This is a genomic window from Sphingomonas hankookensis, from assembly GCF_001619955.1.
Lineage (GTDB): Bacteria > Pseudomonadota > Alphaproteobacteria > Sphingomonadales > Sphingomonadaceae > Sphingomonas > Sphingomonas hankookensis_A.
Genome location: NZ_LQQO01000002.1, coordinates 35,484 through 53,732 on the forward strand (window position 1 = coordinate 35,484; position 18,249 = coordinate 53,732).

Sequence of the window (18,249 nt, forward strand, 5' to 3'; positions counted from 1 at the left end):
TCAATCCGATTCGAACCCAAGCTGAACGGGGAATGACATGTCCCGATTTCGGGTCAGCTCGTATCCCCGCGCAGGCGGGGATCCAGAGCCGCGACCGGCAGCGCTTGTAACGCTGGACCCCCGCCTACGCGGGGGTACGGTAATGCCCGGAGAAGGTTACTTCGCCGCCGTGCAGCGATACACCAGCCGTTCGTTCACCTGCGCGGGCAACGCCGTCCGAATCGCCGATTGCTGCGTCGCCAGCGCGGCGCGTCCGCCGGTGTCGGCGGCGCAGGCCTTTTGCTGTACCTGTCCGCGCAGCGTCCGCGCCCGCTCCATCGCGTCGGCCGACAACAGGTAACGGCTGTTGGTATAGCTGCCGCTGACCGGATCGAAGCGCAGAACCGACACCGTCGCATCCTCGTTCGGCACGAGAATCCGTTCCCAGCCGCCGCCCGGGGCCTCGGCATATTGGGTGCGGCCGTTCATGCACCCGTCCGCCCGCCAATCGAAGCGGACGGTTTCGACTGGCGGCTGGATGATCCGGCTGCGTTCGGGCACCAGCGCGCATTGCAGCGCGCCCGACAGCGGCGTCGCACGGGTCGCGGCGGTGCTGCCCGATTCGTCGGCGGGGGCAACCGATTCGGGATCGAAATCGGGCCGCAGCACGAACGTCGCGACCGCCGCGACGAAGAACACCCCGCCCGCGATCGCCGCCAGCCGCGCCTGCCGCTTCTGCTTCTTCAGCCGCCGCGTTGCCAGCATCCCGGCATAGCCGGCTGCCAGCACCGACAGCGCCAGCAGTACGGCGGCGATGGCGATCATGTTCTCGCGAGTCTCGGCATTGTCGGCGCGGGCCTTTTCCAGCGCGGCTTCGCGGTCGTCGCGGGCGCGTTCGGCGGCGGCACGGGCGCGCTCGCGATCCTCGATGCTCTGCCGTTCGGCATCGGCTCGGTCGCGCGCATCGGCATCGGCCAGCGTCAGGCAGGGGGTGGTGATGGTCGAGACGGGCTGGCTCGCCTCGCGCAGGAACGCGATTAGTTCGGCGTCCGCAATGGCGAAGGCGAAGCTCGCGTCACCCTCTTCGCCGCGGGTCAGCGCAGAATTGACGCCCAGCACCCGGCCGCACCGGTCGAGCAGCGGCCCGCCAGAATTGCCGCGCGCGATGCTGGCGGTGTGGACCAGCACGGCGGTCCCCTCCAGCGTGCGGTTGCCCGACATCACGCCCTGCGAGCGCACCGGCGCGGTCGGCGTTACGAAATCATCCGCTGACCGGGCGGTGGCGAGATCGACATTCCCCGGATAGCCGAGCGCGATCAGCGGATCGCTCTCGCCCAGCGGCCCGGTATAAAGGGTGAGCGGGGGCAGGCGCACGCCGCCGACCTCGATCAGCGCCAGGTCGCGCGACTTGTCGATGCGCAGCACGCGGCCCTCGAACGACTTGTCGCCCTCCGACGGGACCACGCCGACGACCGCTTCGCCGGGATAGCGTTCCAGCAGTTCGACGACATGCGCGTTGGTGACGATCCGGCCGGGCGCGATGGCGAAGCCGGTGCCGTGTTCGACATCGACCATTTCGCCATCGACGGTCGCGATCACCACGACCCGCACGACGCCGCGCGCCGCCGCCGACACATCGTCGGCGTGGGCCGGTGCGGTGAACACCAGCAACGCGGCCAGCGCCGCCAGCCAGCAGGTCAGCAATCGCATGATCGGCATCCCGTCTTTCCCCATGACGCCGCCGTTTCGGCGAAAGTAGGGCGCGGGGCAAGGGGGGGCTCGTTTCCGTATCCCCGCGCAGGCGGGGATCCAGAGTAACAAAGCGTGACGTGAGTGGCTCTGGACCCCCGCCTGCGCGGGGGCACGGATCACGCAGGAAGCTACACGAAACTATACGGATCGACGTCCACCGCCACCCGCACCTTCGTCCCCCATTCGACCCCGTCCAGCCAGTCGCGGATCACGTCCTGCACGTCGAGGCTGCGGGTGGCATGCACCAGCAGGCGGAAGCGGTGCCGCCCGCGCAGCATGGCGAGCGGCGCGGGGGCGGGGCCATAGACGTGACACCCCTCCACCTGCGGTGCGGCGCGGCCGATCGCGCGGGCGGTCGCCTCCGCCGCGCCCTTGTCCTCCGACGACACGATGATCGCGGCATAGCGGCCGAAGGGGGGCACGCCCGCCTCCTCGCGCGCTTCGGTCTCTGCGGCATAGAAGCTGTCGGCATCGCCCGAGATCAACGCCTGCATCACCGGCGCGCCCGGCTGCGTCGTCTGGATATAGACATGGCCGGGCTTGGTCCCGCGCCCCGCCCGACCCGCCACCTGCGCGATCTGCTGGAACGTCCGCTCCGACGCGCGCAGGTCGCCGCCCTGCAGCCCCAGATCGGCGTCGATCACCCCGACACAGGTCAGGTTGGGAAAATGATAACCCTTGGTCACCAGCTGCGTGCCGACGACGATGTCGATGTCACCCGCCTCCATCCGGCCCACGAACTCCGCCGCCTTGGCCGGGGACCAGATGGTGTCGGAGGTGACGATGGCGATCTTCGCGGTCGGCCACAGCGCCGCCGCCTCGTCCGCGATCCGCTCGACGCCGGGACCGCACGCGACCAGCGCGTCCTCCGCCTGGCATTCGGGGCAGGCGCGCGGCGTCGGAATGACATGCCCGCAATGATGGCACGACAGCCGGTGGATCAGCCGGTGCTCGACCATCCACGCCGTGCAATTGGGACATTGGAAGCGATGCCCGCACGAGCGGCACAAGGTCAGCGGCGCATAGCCGCGCCGGTTGAGGAACAGCAGCGCCTGTTCGTGTCGGCCCAGCGTCTCGTCGATCGCCTTGACCAAAGGTGCCGCGATCCAGCGACCGCGTTCGGGCGGTTGCTCGATCAGGTCGATCGCCTCGATCGTCGGCAGTTGCGCCTTGCCATAGCGACCGGGCAGCTTCACCTCGGTATAGCGGCCCTGCACCACCTGTTGCCGCGTCTCGATCGCCGGCGTGGCGCTGGCAAGGATCACCGGGCATTTCTCGAACAGCCCGCGCATCACCGCCACGTCGCGGGCGTGATAATGCACCCCTTCTTCCTGTTTGAAGCTCGTCTCGTGCGCTTCGTCGACGACGATCAGCCCGAGATTGGCATAGGGCAGGAACAGCGCCGAACGCGCGCCGACCACGACCTTCGCCTGTCCGCTGGCGATGGAGCGCCACGCCCGGCGCCGCTGGGTCGAGCGCAGGTCGCTGTGCCACGGCACCGGCTCGCAGCCGAAGCGCGCGGTGAAGCGCTTGAGGAACGGTTCGGTCAGCGCGATTTCGGGGAGCAGCACCAGCACCTGCCGATCCTGCCGGATCGCCGCCGCGACTGCTTCGAAATACACTTCGGTCTTGCCCGATCCGGTGACGCCGTCGAGCAGGAAGGGGTGGAAGGCGTGCGCATCGACCGCCCCGGTCAGCCGGTCGGCGGCCGCCTGCTGGTCGTCGGAAAGTGCCGGCTGGTGATGGTCGGGGTCGGGGGTCGGATAGGGCTGGTCGATATCGACCGACACCGCCTCGATCGCGCCGAGCTTGACCAGCCCCCGAATCACCGCGTCGGACACATCGGCGATGGCAGCCAGTTCGCGCACCAGCCCGCGCCGCTCGCCGATCCGCTCCAGCGCCTGTTCGCGTTGTGCCGTCATGCGGTCGGGCACCACGCCGGTCGCACGATATTCGATGGCGAGCTTCGCCCCCTCCAGCGCCGAGGTGGAGGCAAGGCACATGCGCAGCACCGATGCCGGCGCGGCGAGATAATAGCCCGCCGTCCACTCCACCAACCGGCGAAGCGGCGCCGCGATCGGCGGCACGTCGGCGGCCGCCAGCAGCGGGCGCAGCCGGTTGTCGCCGACCTCTTCCGCCGCCAGCCGCTCGGCATCCCACACCACGCCCAGCAACTGCCGGGGGCCGAGCGGGGCGGTGACGATCGAGCCGGGTTCGACGGTCATGCCATGCGGCACGCGGTAGTCGAGCGGCCCGAGTGCAGCGTTGAGCAGGAGGACGCGGGCGCGGGACATGGACAGGTAGATAGGCGCGCGGCGGCGAATGGGGAACCATCGCCGGACCGTAAAGAGAACGTGCCCCCGCGAAGGCGGGGGCCCAGAGCCCAACCGAGCCGAAGCCTCGTGGCCATAACCCTGGACCCCCGCCTGCGCGGGGGTACGGATCGTTGTTGCCAGGCCTTACAGCGCCAGTCGCGCCGTCACCCGGATATCGCGCCCGGCCAGCGGAGCGAAGTCCTTGAGGAAGCTGGCATGCCGCCGCGCCTCGACGTCGAAGATATTGTTCGCCGACACCATCAGCGTCGTCTTGCTGTCGCGCCCGAACGGCCGCAGCGAGACCGAGGCGTTGACCATCGTATAGGCCGGCGTCACCGTCTCCAGCTCGGCGACACGGTCCTGCGCGGTCACATGCTCGACCTCGCCGCGCACCTGCACCAGCCGGCCCTGCGCCTCGACACCGCCCAGCACGCGCAGCGGCGGGATGCGCGGGGCGGGGCCGCGATCGACGATCGTCGCGCGGGTATAATCGGCCAGGCCGTCGATATTGATCGCCGTCTCGCCGAAGGTCGCGACGCGCGCCGATGCCTCCGCCTCGAACCCCCACAGCCGCGCATCCGCCTGCGAATATTGGAACACCGGCAGGTGATCTTCCTCCTCGCCGGTCGGGTTCTCGTAGATGAAGTTGCGGAACCAGTTGTGATAGGCCGACAACCCGAAGCTGTAGCCGTCGCCCGACCCCTTCAGCGTCGCTTCCAGCCCGTCGCTGATTTCCTTGGCAAAGCCCGGGTTGCCGATTTCGAACGCCTGCGTGCCGGCATGCGGGCCGTTGGCGAACAGTTCCTCGGCCGAGGGCGCACGTTCGGTATGGCTGGCGTTCAGGCCGAAACGGACATTGTCCGCCAGCCCGACACTGGCGCCGAGCGAGCCGGAAAAGCTGTTGAAGCGGCGGCGGATATTGTCGTTGCCGAGATCGATATCGGCCGCGGCGCGGGCGACCGAATATTCATAGCGCCCGCCCGCTTCGGCACGGAACGCGCCTAGGTCGAACGACTGGAGCGTGAACAGGCCGAATTGCTGCGTCTCGCTTTTGGGAATGAATTTCTCTTCGCCGATGATGTTCAGGTCGCGGATATACATCTGCCCGCCGAACGCGCCGCGCCATGCGCCGCGTGCCGCCTGCACCGCCTCGACACGCGCTTCCAGCCCGCGATTGTAGAAGCTGGTGCCGATCTCGCCGGTATCCTCGATCTCGTCATGGCGGTAATCGGCGATGCCGCCGCGCACGCGCAGCTTTTCGATGAAGCCGTCGCCGGTATTCACCTCGGCGCGCATGTCGGCGCGGGTCTGGCGGACGTGCAGCGTCACCTGCTCGTGGCCGTGACCCTCTTCCTCGCCCCCTTCTTCGCCTTCATGGTCGTGGTCATGCTCGGCGACGTCGAACCGCTCGGGCACGCCGTAGCGATTGTCGAGATGGCTGACCGAGAAGCCGAGATTGCCGGTATCGGTCACGATCGCGGCACCGCCGGCCACTTCCCACATCCGCGACTGCGAATTGGGCAGCCGCCCGCGCAGGTCGGCCAGCTCGCGCACCTCCGCCTCGTCGCTCGCCGCCGCCTGCGCCCGCAACGGGCGCGACAACAGGTAGCCGCCGGTGCGCAGGTCGTCGGTCTTGCCATAGGTGCCGTCGAGGTGGAACACGACCTTGTCGGTCACCGGCACGTCGACCGCCGCCGACGCATTGCGCTCGTTCGCGGCGGAGCCATAGGTGGCGATCGCGTCGACATGGATCGGTTCGTCGGGCACCCGGCGCGGGATGCGGCTGTCGATGACGTTGACCACGCCGCCGATCGCCGACGACCCGAACAGCAGCGCCGAGGGGCCACGCAGCACTTCGATCCGGTCGGCGGTCAGCGGATTGATCGCGACGGCGTGGTCGACCGAGGTGTTGGACACGTCGAAGCTGCCGATGCCGTCGGTCAGCACGCGCACGCGCTCGCCCTGCAGGCCGCGCAGCACCGGGCGCGACGCGTTGGGGCCGAAGCTGGTCGCCGATACGCCGGGCTGGCGGGCCAGCGTCTCACCGATGGTCGGGCGCAGTTCGCGGGTCAGATTCTCGCCGCTCAGCACGCTGGTGCCCGACAGGATATCGGCCTGGTTGCGCTGATAGGGGGCAGTGATGATGATCTCGGGCGGGGCCTCGCTATGATAGCCGTCGGTCGTCGTCGCGGTGCCCTGCGCGGTCGTGCTCTGGGCAAAGGCGGCGGCGGGCAGGGCCAGGGCGGTGGTCGACAGCCACAGGGCGGGACGGAACATTGCGAAGCACTCCAGTTTATCGAGACTCGATCCGGTAGCGTAATATGATACAACATACCACGACTTTGTGCATCGCAGCGGTGATGGCGTCGCGCACCCTCGGGTTGCGTACCCTTTCGTTTCCGGCAAAGGTCCGCGCCATGACGAGCAAGACCGCCGCGACGCCCGCCGACACCGCCGATGCCGAAGCCGCCGACGACCGCCGCTACCGCGCGCCCGCGCTGGAAAAGGGGCTCGACATCCTCGAACTGCTGGCCGGGGTGACGACCCCGCTGACGCTGACGCAGATCGTGCAGCGCTTGGGCCGATCGCATGGTGAGCTGTTCCGCATGGTGCAGGTGCTGGAATATCGCGGCTATCTGACGACCGAGGCGGGCGGGGACGGCTATACGCTCAGCGACCGATTGTTCTCGCTCGGCATGAACCAGCCGCGCACCCGCTATCTGATCGAGGTCGCGCTGCCCGAGATGCGGCAGCTGGCGCAGGAAACCGGCCAATCGTGCCATGTCGCGGTGCACACCATGGGCGACATGGCGGTCATCGCGCGGATGGAATCGGCCGACCAGCTCGGCTTCTCGGTCCGGGTCGGCTATCGCCGGCCGCTGTTGCAGGCGGCGTCGGGCGTCGTGCTCTACGCCTTCCAGCCCGACGATGTGCGCGCGCGGTGGGAAGCGATGCTCGACCCCAGGCCGACGCCCGAGGCGCTGGCGACCTTCCGCACCCATGCCGAGGAAGTCCGCGCCGCCGGGATCGAGCGCACCCCCAGCCGCTTCGTCAGCGGCGTGACCGACCTGTCGGCGCCGATCCTGCGCGGCGGCGTCGCGGCGGCGGCGCTGACCATGCCCTATCTGTCGAAACTGGGCGAGGCCGACACGACCGACGCGGCGGCGGCGGCGGTACAGGCGGCCGCAGCACGGATTTCGGAACAACTGGTCGACGATGACCATCATCCCTGAAGGGCGCCGACAACCGTTCCGTACCCCCGCGCAGGCGGGGGTCCAGAGCCGAGCAGAACAACAGGTTGCGTTTGCCGCCCTGGACCCCCGCCTGCGCGGGGGTACGGTCGGGCATAGGGCTATTCTCGCGGGCCAAGCCGTGACTCCTGGCTGCACGGGGGTACGGTGTTTGACGTGTGCCTCCCCGCCCACCACGCTTTCCAGTTGCATGAAAAACTACGTTCAAATATGAAAACACTTCGGCGTCGGGGATGACGACCGGAACGGGGCGGATCGAACATTCACGGGCGGCGCCCCATGGGGGCTGCGTATGACGATCATCACCCGGCTATCGGTCCACGACATCCGGTTTCCGACCTCTGCCTTTCTCGACGGCTCCGACGCGATGAATCCGGAGCCGGACTACTCGGCGGCCTATTGCATCCTCGAAACCGACACGCCGGGGCTGGAGGGGCACGGCCTGACCTTCACCATCGGGCGCGGCAACGACCTGTGCTGCGCGGCGATCGCGACGCTGGCGCCGTTGATCGAGGGGTTGGCGCTCGACGATATTCGCAAAGACGGTGCCGGCTTCTGGCGACGGATCACCGGCGACAGCCAGCTGCGCTGGGTCGGCCCGGAAAAGGGGATCATCCACCTCGCCACCGGCGCGGTCGTCAATGCGGTGTGGGATTTGCTGGCCAAGGCGGCGGGCCTGCCTTTGTGGGACTATATCGGGTCGATGACCCCGGCCGAGATCGTCGGGCTGATCGACTTCCGCTACATGACCGACTGCATCGCCCCCGACGAAGCGGTCGCGCTGCTGGAGGAACGCGCGATCGGCAAGGCGGAACGGCGGGCGACGCTGCTGGCGGAGGGTTATCCCGCCTATACCACCTCGCCCGGCTGGCTCGGCTATTCCGATGAAAAGCTGGTCCGCCTGTGCAAGGAAGCGGTCGCCGAGGGCTTCACCCACATCAAGCTGAAGGTCGGCGGCGATCCCGCCAACGATCGCCGCCGCGTGGCGCTGGCCCGCGAGACGGTCGGGGCGGACATCGACCTGATGATCGACGCCAATCAGGTCTGGGAAGTGTCGGAGGCGATCGCCCGCGTCAACGACCTCGCCTTCGCCAAGCCCCGCTTCATCGAGGAGCCAACTTCACCCGACGATGTCGAGGGGCATCGCGCGATCCGCGAGGGGGTGAAGCCGGTGCAGGTCGCCACCGGCGAGATGTGCCAGAACCGCATCGTCTTCAAACAGTTCATCATGCGCCACGCATTGGACGTGGTGCAGATCGACGCCTGTCGCCTGGGCGGCGTGAACGAGGTGCTGGCGGTGCTGCTGATGGCCGCGCGCTTCAACCTCGCCGTGTGGCCGCATGCCGGGGGCGTGGGGCTGTGCGAATATGTCCAGCACCTCTCGATGATCGACTATCTGTGCTTTTCGGGCGTGAAGCACGACCGCGCCGCCGAGTTCGTCGATCACCTGCACGAACATTTCCTCGACCCCTGCGTGGTCGAAAACGGCGCCTATCGCGCGCCGACGCGGCCGGGCTATTCGATCGAGATGAAGCCGGAATCGATGGCAGCGCATCGCTGGACGGGTTCGCGCTGACCTCAAGTCGTTCGCCGTCACCCCGGCCTTGAGCCGGGGTCCCGATTCTTCTTCTGCTAGGGGTGAAAAGCGGGATCCCGGGTCAGGCCCGGGGTGACGGTGGAGAGCGACACGCTTCTGTCGCAAATCGCGCTTCGTTGCCTGTCCGCGACAAATTGCGACAACCTTCGCATTGCGCCATTCGACGTGGCGCGTATGAAATCGCATCTGAAACTTTCGGATGTGGCGATGGTTGTGCGTCGGCGCATCCGCGCCGCTTTCCTGTCGCAAAGGTTGTCGCCTTGATCCGATCCGCGTCGCCGCGCGTCCGCCCGTTCCTGTTGCTGCCCGTCCTGATCGCGCTGTCTGCCTGCGGCGGTGGAGAGGAAAAGGCGACGAAGAACGGCCGCGGCAACCAGGGACCGGCACAGGTCGGCTTCGTCGTGGTGCAACCCACCAGCGTCGCCCAGACCGCCGATCTCGCCGCGCGGGTCGTCGCGTTCCAGCAGTCGGAGGTCCGTCCGCAGGTCGCCGGGCTGATCCGCAAACGCTATTTCACCGAAGGCGCGTTGGTCCGTGCCGGACAGACGCTCTACCAGATCGATCCGCGCCTCTATCGTGCGCAGGCCAATGAAGCGGTCGCCAACCTCAACAGCGCCCGCGCCAATGCCGAGGCGACCCGCGTCCGCGCCGAACGCTACCGCCCGCTGGCGGAGATCGAGGCGGTCAGCCGCCAGGACTATACCGACGCCGCCGCGCAGGCGCGTCAGGCCGCCGCCGCCGTCGAACAGAGCCGGGCGCAGTTGGAGACGGCGCGCGTGAACCTGTCCTTCACCAACGTCCCCGCACCGATCACCGGACGGATCGGGCGCAGCTATTTCACCGAAGGCGCGCTGGTCACCACCAACCAGGCCGATCCGCTGGCGGTGATCCAGCGGCTCGACCCGATCTTCGTCGATATCCAGCAATCTGCCGCCGACCTCCTTGCGCTGCGTCGCGAGCTGGCCAGCGGCGGGGTGGTCCCGGCATCGGCCGCTGTCCGCCTGAAACTGGAGGACGGCAGCGACTTCGGCCAGACCGGCACGGTCCAGTTCGCCGAGGTGATGGTCAATGCCCAGACCGGCACGGTGACGCTGCGCGCCCGCTTCCCCAATCCCCAGGGCATCTTGCTGCCCGGCATGTTCGTCCGCGCGCAATTCGCGCAAGCGATCGACCAGCGCGCGATCCTCGTGCCCCAACAGGCGGTGAAGCGCGATCCCAAGGGGCAGGCGACCGTCTTCGTCGTCGGCCCGAACGATACCGCCGTGCAAAAGACGGTGCAGGCCGACCGCACCCAGGGCGAATTCTGGGTCGTGACCGGTGGCCTCAACCCCGGCGACAAGGTGATTACGCAGGGGACCGCGAACCTGCGCCCTAACGCGAAGGTCCGGCCGGTCCCGGCCAATACCCCGCAACGCGTTCAACCCAAGCCGCAGGGCGACAAGGCTGCCACGTCACAGAAGGCGGGATAAGCCATGTCACGTATCTTCATCGACCGCCCGATCTTCGCATGGGTGATCGCGATCATCGTGATGCTGGGCGGGCTGGGCGCGATCCTGTCGCTGCCGATCGCCCAATATCCTGACGTCGCCCCGCCACAGGTCAATATCCGCGCGACCTATCCCGGTGCGAATGCGGAAACGATCCAGAACTCGGTCACCCAGATCATCGAACAGCAGCTGACCGGCATCGATGGCCTGCTCTATTTCAGCTCGCAAAGCAGCTCGCGCGGGCAGGTGACGATCAGCGCGACCTTCGACAAGGGCGTCGATCCCGATATCGCGCAGGTGCAGGTGCAGAACCAGGTGCAGCAGGCCCTGTCGCGCCTGCCGCAACAGGTCCAGCAGCAGGGTATCCGCGTCACCAAGTCGAACCCCGACTTCCTGATGATCGTCGGCATTTTCGACGAAACCGACCAGCGCACCAATGGCGACGTGTCGGACTATATGGAGGCGAACCTCGTCGAGCCGCTGGCGCGGATCAACGGCGTCGGCGAAACCAACGTGTTCGGATCGCAATATGCGATGCGCATCTGGCTCGACCCGGCGAAGCTCGCCTCCTTCTCGCTGATGCCCGGCGATGTCATCACCGCGATCCAGAACCAGAATACCGAAGTCGCCGCGGGCGAACTGGGCGGCCAGCCGTCCGGCCCCGAACAGCAGTTGAACGCCACCGTCACCGCCCAGTCGCGGCTCCAGACCCCGGCGCAGTTTCAGGCGATCATCCTGAAGACGTTGCCCGACGGCTCGACCGTGCGGCTCGCCGATGTCGCGCGCATCGAACTGGGCCAGGAAAACTACGCGGCGTTGAGCCGGGTCAACGCCCATCCCGGCGCCGGCCTCGCCATCAGCCTCGCGCCCGGCGCCGACGCGCTGGAGACCGCCGAGCTGGTCAAGGCGGAGGTCGAACGCCAATCGGCCAAATTTCCCGCCGGGCTGACCTTCGCCTATGCCAACGACACCACCGCCTTCATCAAGCTGTCGATCGAGGAAGTGGTCAAGACGCTGGTCGAGGCGGTCATCCTCGTCGTCATCGTCATGTTCGTGTTCCTGCAGAGCTGGCGCGCGACGCTGATTCCGACGATCGCGGTGCCCGTCGTGCTGCTCGGCACCTTCGGCATCTTCTATCTCTTCGGCTTTTCGATCAACACGCTGACGCTGTTCGGACTGGTGCTCGCCATCGGCCTGCTGGTCGACGACGCGATCGTCGTGGTCGAGAATGTCGAGCGCCTGCTCGAAGAAAATCCCGACATGTCGCCGCGCGATGCGACGATTCAGTCGATGGAGGAAATCCAGGTCGCACTGGTCGCGATCGGCATCGTGCTGTCGGCGGTGTTCCTGCCGATGGCGTTCTTCGGCGGGTCGACCGGGGTCATCTATCGCCAGTTTTCGGTGACGATCGTCGCCGCGATGGTACTGTCGGTGCTGGTCGCGCTGATCCTGTCGCCGGCGCTGACCGCGACCCTGCTCAAGCAGAAGAAGCGCGGCGAGGACGGCAGCCTCGAGGGCGGCTGGCTGGAACGCAAATTCCCGCGCGTCGCACATTTCGGCGAACGGCTCCGCGTCGGCTTCAACACCCGGTTCGACCGGGGCGTGGCGAAGTATGAACGCGGCGTCGTCCATGTCATCGACCGCAAATGGCTCTATCTGCTACTCTATGCGGCGGTGCTCGCCATCCTCGCGCTCCTCTTCTTCCGCCTGCCGACCAGCTTCCTGCCGACCGAGGATCAGGGGGCGGCGACCGTCCGGTTCCAGCTGCCCGCCGGGTCGACGCGCAGCCGGACCGAAGAGGTGCAGCGCGCGGTCGAGAAATATCTGCTGACCTATGAGAAGGACAATATCCGCACCATCCTGACCGTCGCCGGCGGCGGCGGCGGCAGTTCGGGGCAGAATACCGGGCAGGGGTTCATCAACTTCACCGACTGGGCGGAACGCAAGGGCAAGGAAAACAGCGCCGACGCGATCGTCGCGCGCGCCTCCGCCGCGTTCGGCGGCTTGCGCGATGCGCAGGTCTTCGCGCTGCTGCCTCCCGCGGTGCGCGGCCTGGGACAGGCGAACGGCTTCACCATGGAGCTGCAGAACGCCAGCGGCATGACCACCGCCGAATTTGCCGAAGCGCGCGACAAGCTGCTGGCCGCCGCCAATGCCGATCCGATGCTGACCGGGGTGCGCCTGTCCGAACTGCCCGACATCGCGACGCTGAACGTCGATATCGACCAGCAGCGGCTCTCCACGCTCGGCCTGACGCAGGGCGATGTGAACAACACGTTGTCGACCGCCTGGGGCGGCCGCTACGTCAACGACTTCATCGATCGCGGCCGGGTGAAGCGCGTGTTCGTTCAGGGCGACGCGCCCTATCGCAGCGAACCGACCGACCTCAGCCAATGGTTCGTGCGCGGATCGAACGGGCAGATGGTGCCCTTCTCCTCCTTCTCGCGCACCGGCTGGACCGTCGCCCCGACCACCCTGTCGCGCTTTCAGGGCCTGCCCTCGTTCGAATTTCAGGGGCAGGCGGCACCCGGCGTCAGCTCGGGCGAGGCGATGGAGCGCATCGCCGAACTCGCTGGCCAGATTCCGGGCACCAGCGTCGCCTGGGCCGGGCTGTCGTTTCAGGAGCGGCTGTCGTCGGGGCAGGCGCCGATCCTCTACGGCCTGTCGATCCTCGTCGTGTTCCTCTGCCTCGCCGCACTGTATGAAAGCTGGTCGATCCCGATCGCGGTGCTGCTGGTCATCCCGCTCGGGCTGATCGGGGCGATCGCCTTCGTCACGCTGCGTGGGCTGGAGAACGACGTCTATCTCCAGATCGGGTTGCTGACGACGATGGGCCTCGCCGCCAAGAACGCGATCCTGATGATCGAATTCGCCGAACAGGCGGAAAAGAAGGGCGCGCGCGTCATCGATGCCGCGCTGGAGGCAGCGCGCATCCGCCTGCGCCCGATCCTGATGACGTCGCTCGCCTTCATCTTCGGCGTGCTGCCGCTCGCCATCTCGACCGGGGCGGGGGCCAACAGCCGCATCGCCATCGGCACGGCGGTGATCGGCGGCATGTTCACCGCGACGGTGCTGGCGATCTTCTACATCCCGCTGTTCTTCGTGATGGTCCGGCGCGGGGTGCGCGACGGTCTCGCCAGGCTGCGTCACAAGCCACAAAAGGAGGCCGAGGCATGAAGCGGCTGACCATCCCGCTCGCCGCATTGCTCGCCGGCTGTTCGATGACCCCGGCCTATGAACGGCCGACCGCGGTCGTGCCGCCGTCATGGCCGGTCGGCGACGCCTATCTGCGGCAAAGCGAGGCGAGCCTGCCCTCGCTGACCTTCGAACAGGTCTTCACCGCGCCGGGGCTGCGGACCCTCGTCCAGCAGGCGCTCGCCAACAACCGTGATCTGCGCATCGCCGCCGCCAATATCCGCGCGGCCCGCGCGCAATATCGCATCCAGCGCGCGGACCTGTTGCCGCAGGTCGATGCGTCGGCCCGTTACAGCTATCGCGGCACCGGCGACGGTGCGTCGACCATCGCCGTGCCGGGCACCGGGACGGGTGGCGGCGGTACGGGCACCGGGACCGGACAGCCGGGAACCGGCACCGGCGGGACCGGGGGCACCGGCGGTACGGTCGTCACCAGCGGTCGGTCGCCCAGCAGCTTCTCGCTCGACCTCGGCGCGACCGCGTTCGAACTCGACCTGTTCGGCCGCATCCGCTCGCTGACCGAGGCGGAGCAGAACCGCTATTTCTCGACCGAAGCCGGTGCGCGCGCCACGCGCCTGACCTTGGTCGGCGACATTGCCGAAGCATGGGCGACCTATGGCGCCGACCGCAGCCTGATGGCGGTGGCGGAGGCGACGGCGGCCAGCGCGCGGCGCAGCGTCACGCTGACCCGCGCCCGGCTGCAGGGCGGAATCGCCCCGCGCACCGACGTGCGCCAGGCCGAACAGATCCTCGCCACCGCCGAAAGTGACCTCGCCGAACAGCGCACGCAACTGGCGCAGGACATCAACGCGCTGCAACTGCTGGTCGGTGCGCCGATCGATCCCCGGCTGCTGCCCGCCTCGATCGATGTCGCGCTGCCGACCATCGCGAACCTGCCGGCGGGAATCGACTCCTCGATCCTGCTGCGCCGTCCCGACGTGGTGCAGGCGGAATATGAGCTGCTGGCGGCCAATGCCGATATCGGCGCGGCACGCGCGGCGCTGTTCCCGCGCCTGTCGCTGACCGGGCTGGTGGGGTTCGCCAGCGACGCGCTGCGCACGCTCTTCACCGGCGGCGCGTTCAACTATTCGGTCGCGCCCTCGCTCAGCTATCCGATCTTCCGCGCCGGCGCCGGCCGGGCAGGGGTCGAGTTCAGCAAGGCGCAGCGCGACGCGCTGCTCGCCACCTATGAACGCACCATCCAGTCGGCGTTCCGCGACGTCGCCGACGCGCTCGCGCGGCAGGGGACCATCGCCGACCAGACCCGCGCCGAACAGGCCAATCTGGTCGCCGCGCAGGACACGTTCCGCCTGACCGAGGCCAGATACCGGGGCGGCATCGACACCTTCCTCACCAGCCTCGACGCGCAGCGCAGCTATTACAGCGCGCAACGCCGCCTCGTCGCGACGCAGCTGGTCGCGGCGACCAACCGCGTGACGCTGTACCGTTCGCTGGGCGGCGATTCGCTGCTGGAGGCGGGGCCAAACGGCCCGGTGCCGGTGACTCCCGCGACGTCCGCCCAAATGCGTTGACCGTACCCCCGCGTAGGCGGGGGTCCAGGGTCTAGAACGCAACGTCTGTTTGCGGGGCTCTGGACCCCCGCCTGCGCGGGGGTACGAGGTGGGCAGCTAACTTTAAGCCGCCGCCCCCCACCCCGCCGGCTCATCATCATTCGCCGCCTTCCGCGCCACCCGCACCCGCCGCGTCCGCCGCCCCCGCGACCGGGGCAGCACCCGCGCCACCCACAGCTTGAGCGACGCCCCCCGCACGGCGCCTGCCACCGCCAACGCCGCCAGCATCGCATCGAGATAGGCGGCGACATCGACCGCCATCAGCACCCCGGCCAGCTCGGGCGACCCCATCGCCGATACGATAATCATGTCGCCGCCCATCCAGACGATGGTCCCCGCCGCCGCCGACAGCATCGCGAACAGCAGCCAATGCCCCGGCGTCAGCGACGCGAACCGCCGCGCCACCGGCAGCACCAGCAGTCCGGCCAGCACCCGCGCCACCGGCAGCTCCGGCCACAACCGCAGCACGACGATACAGGCGACGAAGGTAGCAGCGACGATCGGCATATGTTTCCCCTCCGCAACGACATGGGGAGCCGACCACCGGCCGTAAAGATCAGCCGCCGTCGACGATCAGGTCGACCGACGTACCCCGCCCCTCGGGTGACAGGAACACGGCATAGGCGGCATTGCCGCGCGTACCGCCCAGCACGTGCTGGCCGCCCTCGGCCTGATGCTCCGCCGAATAGCCGCCCTTCCTGGCGCGGGTGTAATACCAGTCGACCATGCGATCGACCGGCTGGGCGATGGTGAAGCTGACCACCCGCATCCGGCAGCCATCGGCATCGGTGCCGGCCGCTTCGGACAGCCGCGCATCGGGGTGGAGGGCAAAGGCGGCTGGCAGGCGGTTGGCCCAGGCGGCGCTATAGGCGACCTTCGCCGCGCATTGCCGGTTGCCGGCCTTCTGCACCGCGGCCAGTTCCCCCAGCGTCAGCGCCTCGCGCCCGCCCTTGCACGACGGACAGGCGCCGGGCTTCGGCGCGGATTGCAGCGATTCGGCCTGCGCCCCGCTGCCCGACGCGACATCGGCGGCCGGGGCGGCGGCGCTGTACGGCTTGTCGGCCGGACGCACCGCGCCATTGCCCGATTGCCCGGTCAGGCTGGGGTCGACCATGATCTGGTCCTGCAACGCCGCGGTCACCGCCGGATCGCCGGCATTGCCGCGCAGCAGTTCGGCGTCGAGCGTGTCGACATTGTTCGCGGGCGCATCGCCGCCCCTGTTGCACGCACTCAGCAGCGCCAGCGGCAACAGCATGGAAACAGGACGAATCATCGGCGACGCACTCCGCGGGGTCAGGGCCGCCGGACGCTACGCCCGCGCGGTTAAGATTCCATCGTAACCGAAAATCACCCCGCCGCCATTGCCGTGGGCGTCATGCGGGGCCATGTGCTGTCCCATGTTGAACATCGTCTCGATCCTGATCGGTCTCGTCGCGCTGGTGATCGCCATCCCCGCGCTCATCCCCGTCGTCTCGCTGATGAACTGGATCGCCTTTCCGATCGCGCTGGTCGGGTTCGTGGTCGGGCTGCTGTCGTCGAAGAATACCGGCCGCAACCTCAACCTCGTGATCCTGATCGTGGCGGGTCTCCGCCTGTTCCTGACCGGCGGCCTGATCTAATCTCGATGGACGAGGGGGTGGACCGGCGCGGGCTGGCGTTCGGCGTCGGCGCCTATGCGCTGTGGGGGCTGTTGCCGCTCTATTTCCGGCTGCTGGGGCCGATAGACGCGGGGGAGATCGTGGCGCAGCGCGTGCTGTGGTCGGCGCTGCTCGTCGCGGTCATCGTCGTCGCGGTCGGGCGCGGCGCCCAGTTGCGCGCGGCCTTTGCCGATCGCCGCGCGCTCGCCAACCTCGTCGCCAGTGCGGCATTCATCGCGATCAACTGGCTGGTCTATGTCTGGGCGGTGCTCCACGGCGAAGTGCTCGCCGCCAGCCTCGCCTATTTCCTGAACCCGCTGCTCAACGTGCTGCTGGGCGTCGTTCTGCTCGGCGAACGCATGAACCGGACGCAAGGCGCGGCGGTGGCGTTGGCCGGGGCAGGGGTGGCGCTGTTCGCCTTCGGATCGTCGTGGATCGCGCTCGGCATCAGCCTCAGCCTCGCGATCAGCTTCGCGCTCTATGGCCTGATCCGCAAGACGGTATCGGTCGGCGCGCTCGAAGGGCTAATGGTGGAGACCACGCTGTTGGCACCCGTCGCGCTCGGTTATCTGCTGTTGCTCAGCACCACCCAGCCGCTGGCATTCGATCAGGGCGCGGGCATGGCCGCATTGTTGGTCGTTGCCGGAGCAGTCACCACCGCGCCGCTGCTGCTCTTTTCCGCCGCCGCGCGCCGGTTGCGGCTGGCGACGATGGGAATGCTGCAGTTCCTTGCGCCCTCGCTGCAGTTCCTGATCGCCATCTTCGTGTTCGGCGAAACGCTGACGCCGGTGCGCATGGGCTGTTTCGCGCTGATCTGGGCCGGCCTTGCCGTCTATGTCGTCGGCGGGCGCAGGCCGGGGCGGCGCGATGCCACCCCGACCCGGGCCTGAAGGCTTAGCGGCAGACCACCTGCCCGCGATCGACCGAGCGGCCGAGCAGCGCACCCGCACCGCCGCCGATCAACGTGCCCAGCAGGCTCGACTGGCCGCCGGCAATGACATTGCCCAGCACGCCGCCACCCAGGCCACCGATGATGAGTCCAGTGGTGCCGTCGCTGCGGCGGCAATAATAGCGATTGTCCTGCCCGCGATAGATGCGGTCGTTCCGGGTCAGCCGGCGCGGCTGGTAATAGCGGCCGTCGCGATAGTAACGGTCGGCCCAATAGCGGTTCTGGCCCGGTTCGAACCGGTTGTAGTTATAGTTGCGATAGGCGCGCCAGTCGCGCTGGTCGCGACGCAGGTCGCGCCGGGCATCGTTCACGTCGCGGCGGTATTCGCGCTCGGCACGGCGCACGTCGCGGGGGCTGTCGGCATTGCGCAGGTCGCGGCGATAGTCGCGGCGGGCGTCGCGCACTTCGTCGCGATATTCCTGGCGCGGGGTCTGCGCCATCGCGGGGGCGGCGGCGATCGTCGGCAGGGTCACGGCCGCAACCATCGCGGCGAGGATCGGAGTACGCATCATTCTA

The 18,249-nt window shown here is 68.2% G+C and carries 13 protein-coding genes; 7 read left to right on the plus strand and 6 right to left on the minus strand.

All coding sequences use genetic code 11. The annotated features are described in order from the left end of the window. Positions 1-156: 156 nt before the first annotated feature. The 3 genes from AVT10_RS02940 to AVT10_RS02950 form a co-directional block, all read right to left on the minus strand. Positions 157-1,689 (minus strand): S1C family serine protease, encoded by a 1,533-nt coding sequence (locus AVT10_RS02940; protein ID WP_066688324.1) that lies wholly within the window; start codon positions 1,687-1,689, stop codon positions 157-159. Positions 1,690-1,859: 170 nt separating this feature from the next. Next, positions 1,860-4,025: a primosomal protein N' gene (locus tag AVT10_RS02945; protein ID WP_066688209.1), complete on the minus strand. Its 2,166-nt coding sequence runs from the start codon at positions 4,023-4,025 to the stop codon at positions 1,860-1,862. 165 nt (positions 4,026-4,190) lie between these two features. Beyond that, entirely contained in the window at positions 4,191-6,323 is a 2,133-nt protein-coding gene (locus AVT10_RS02950) for a TonB-dependent receptor (protein ID WP_066688211.1), read from the minus strand. A 140-nt stretch (positions 6,324-6,463) separates the two neighbouring features. On the opposite strand from AVT10_RS02950, the gene AVT10_RS02955 reads away from it, so the two are divergent. From AVT10_RS02955 to AVT10_RS02975, 5 genes are all read left to right on the plus strand, one after another. Next, positions 6,464-7,279 (plus strand): IclR family transcriptional regulator, encoded by an 816-nt coding sequence (locus tag AVT10_RS02955; RefSeq protein ID WP_066688326.1) that lies wholly within the window; start codon positions 6,464-6,466, stop codon positions 7,277-7,279. 310 nt (positions 7,280-7,589) lie between these two features. Further along, entirely contained in the window at positions 7,590-8,873 is a 1,284-nt protein-coding gene (locus AVT10_RS02960; protein ID WP_066688212.1) for an L-fuconate dehydratase, read from the plus strand. A gap of 281 nt (positions 8,874-9,154) precedes the next feature. Then, a complete protein-coding gene (locus AVT10_RS02965; RefSeq protein ID WP_232307851.1) occupies positions 9,155-10,363 on the plus strand; it encodes an efflux RND transporter periplasmic adaptor subunit in 1,209 nt (402 codons plus the stop codon). Positions 10,364-10,366: 3 nt separating this feature from the next. Continuing rightward, entirely contained in the window at positions 10,367-13,558 is a 3,192-nt protein-coding gene (locus AVT10_RS02970; RefSeq protein ID WP_066688213.1) for an efflux RND transporter permease subunit, read from the plus strand. Beyond that, entirely contained in the window at positions 13,555-15,108 is a 1,554-nt protein-coding gene (locus AVT10_RS02975; protein WP_066688214.1) for an efflux transporter outer membrane subunit, read from the plus strand. The genes AVT10_RS02970 and AVT10_RS02975 overlap by 4 nt, the downstream gene beginning before the upstream one ends. Positions 15,109-15,210: 102 nt before the next feature. Here the strand turns inward: AVT10_RS02975 and AVT10_RS02980 are convergent, their stop codons facing one another. Together AVT10_RS02980 and AVT10_RS02985 are read right to left on the minus strand one after the other, a co-directional pair. Next, on the minus strand, positions 15,211-15,654 hold the full coding sequence (locus AVT10_RS02980) for a hypothetical protein (protein ID WP_066688216.1): 444 nt from the start codon (positions 15,652-15,654) through the stop codon (positions 15,211-15,213). Positions 15,655-15,703: 49 nt separating this feature from the next. Beyond that, positions 15,704-16,420, minus strand: coding sequence for a hypothetical protein (locus tag AVT10_RS02985; protein ID WP_084401268.1), 717 nt, complete (start codon positions 16,418-16,420; stop codon positions 15,704-15,706). A 124-nt stretch (positions 16,421-16,544) separates the two neighbouring features. On the opposite strand from AVT10_RS02985, the gene AVT10_RS02990 reads away from it, so the two are divergent. Both AVT10_RS02990 and rarD read left to right on the plus strand, forming a co-directional pair. Then, on the plus strand, positions 16,545-16,766 hold the full coding sequence (locus AVT10_RS02990) for a hypothetical protein (protein ID WP_066688220.1): 222 nt from the start codon (positions 16,545-16,547) through the stop codon (positions 16,764-16,766). 5 nt (positions 16,767-16,771) lie between these two features. After that, on the plus strand, positions 16,772-17,674 hold the full coding sequence (gene rarD, locus AVT10_RS02995; RefSeq protein ID WP_066688221.1) for an EamA family transporter RarD: 903 nt from the start codon (positions 16,772-16,774) through the stop codon (positions 17,672-17,674). A 4-nt stretch (positions 17,675-17,678) separates the two neighbouring features. Here rarD and AVT10_RS03000 read toward each other — a convergent pair whose 3' ends face one another. Beyond that, positions 17,679-18,242, minus strand: coding sequence for a glycine zipper 2TM domain-containing protein (locus tag AVT10_RS03000; protein WP_157092672.1), 564 nt, complete (start codon positions 18,240-18,242; stop codon positions 17,679-17,681). Positions 18,243-18,249 lie beyond the last annotated feature (7 nt).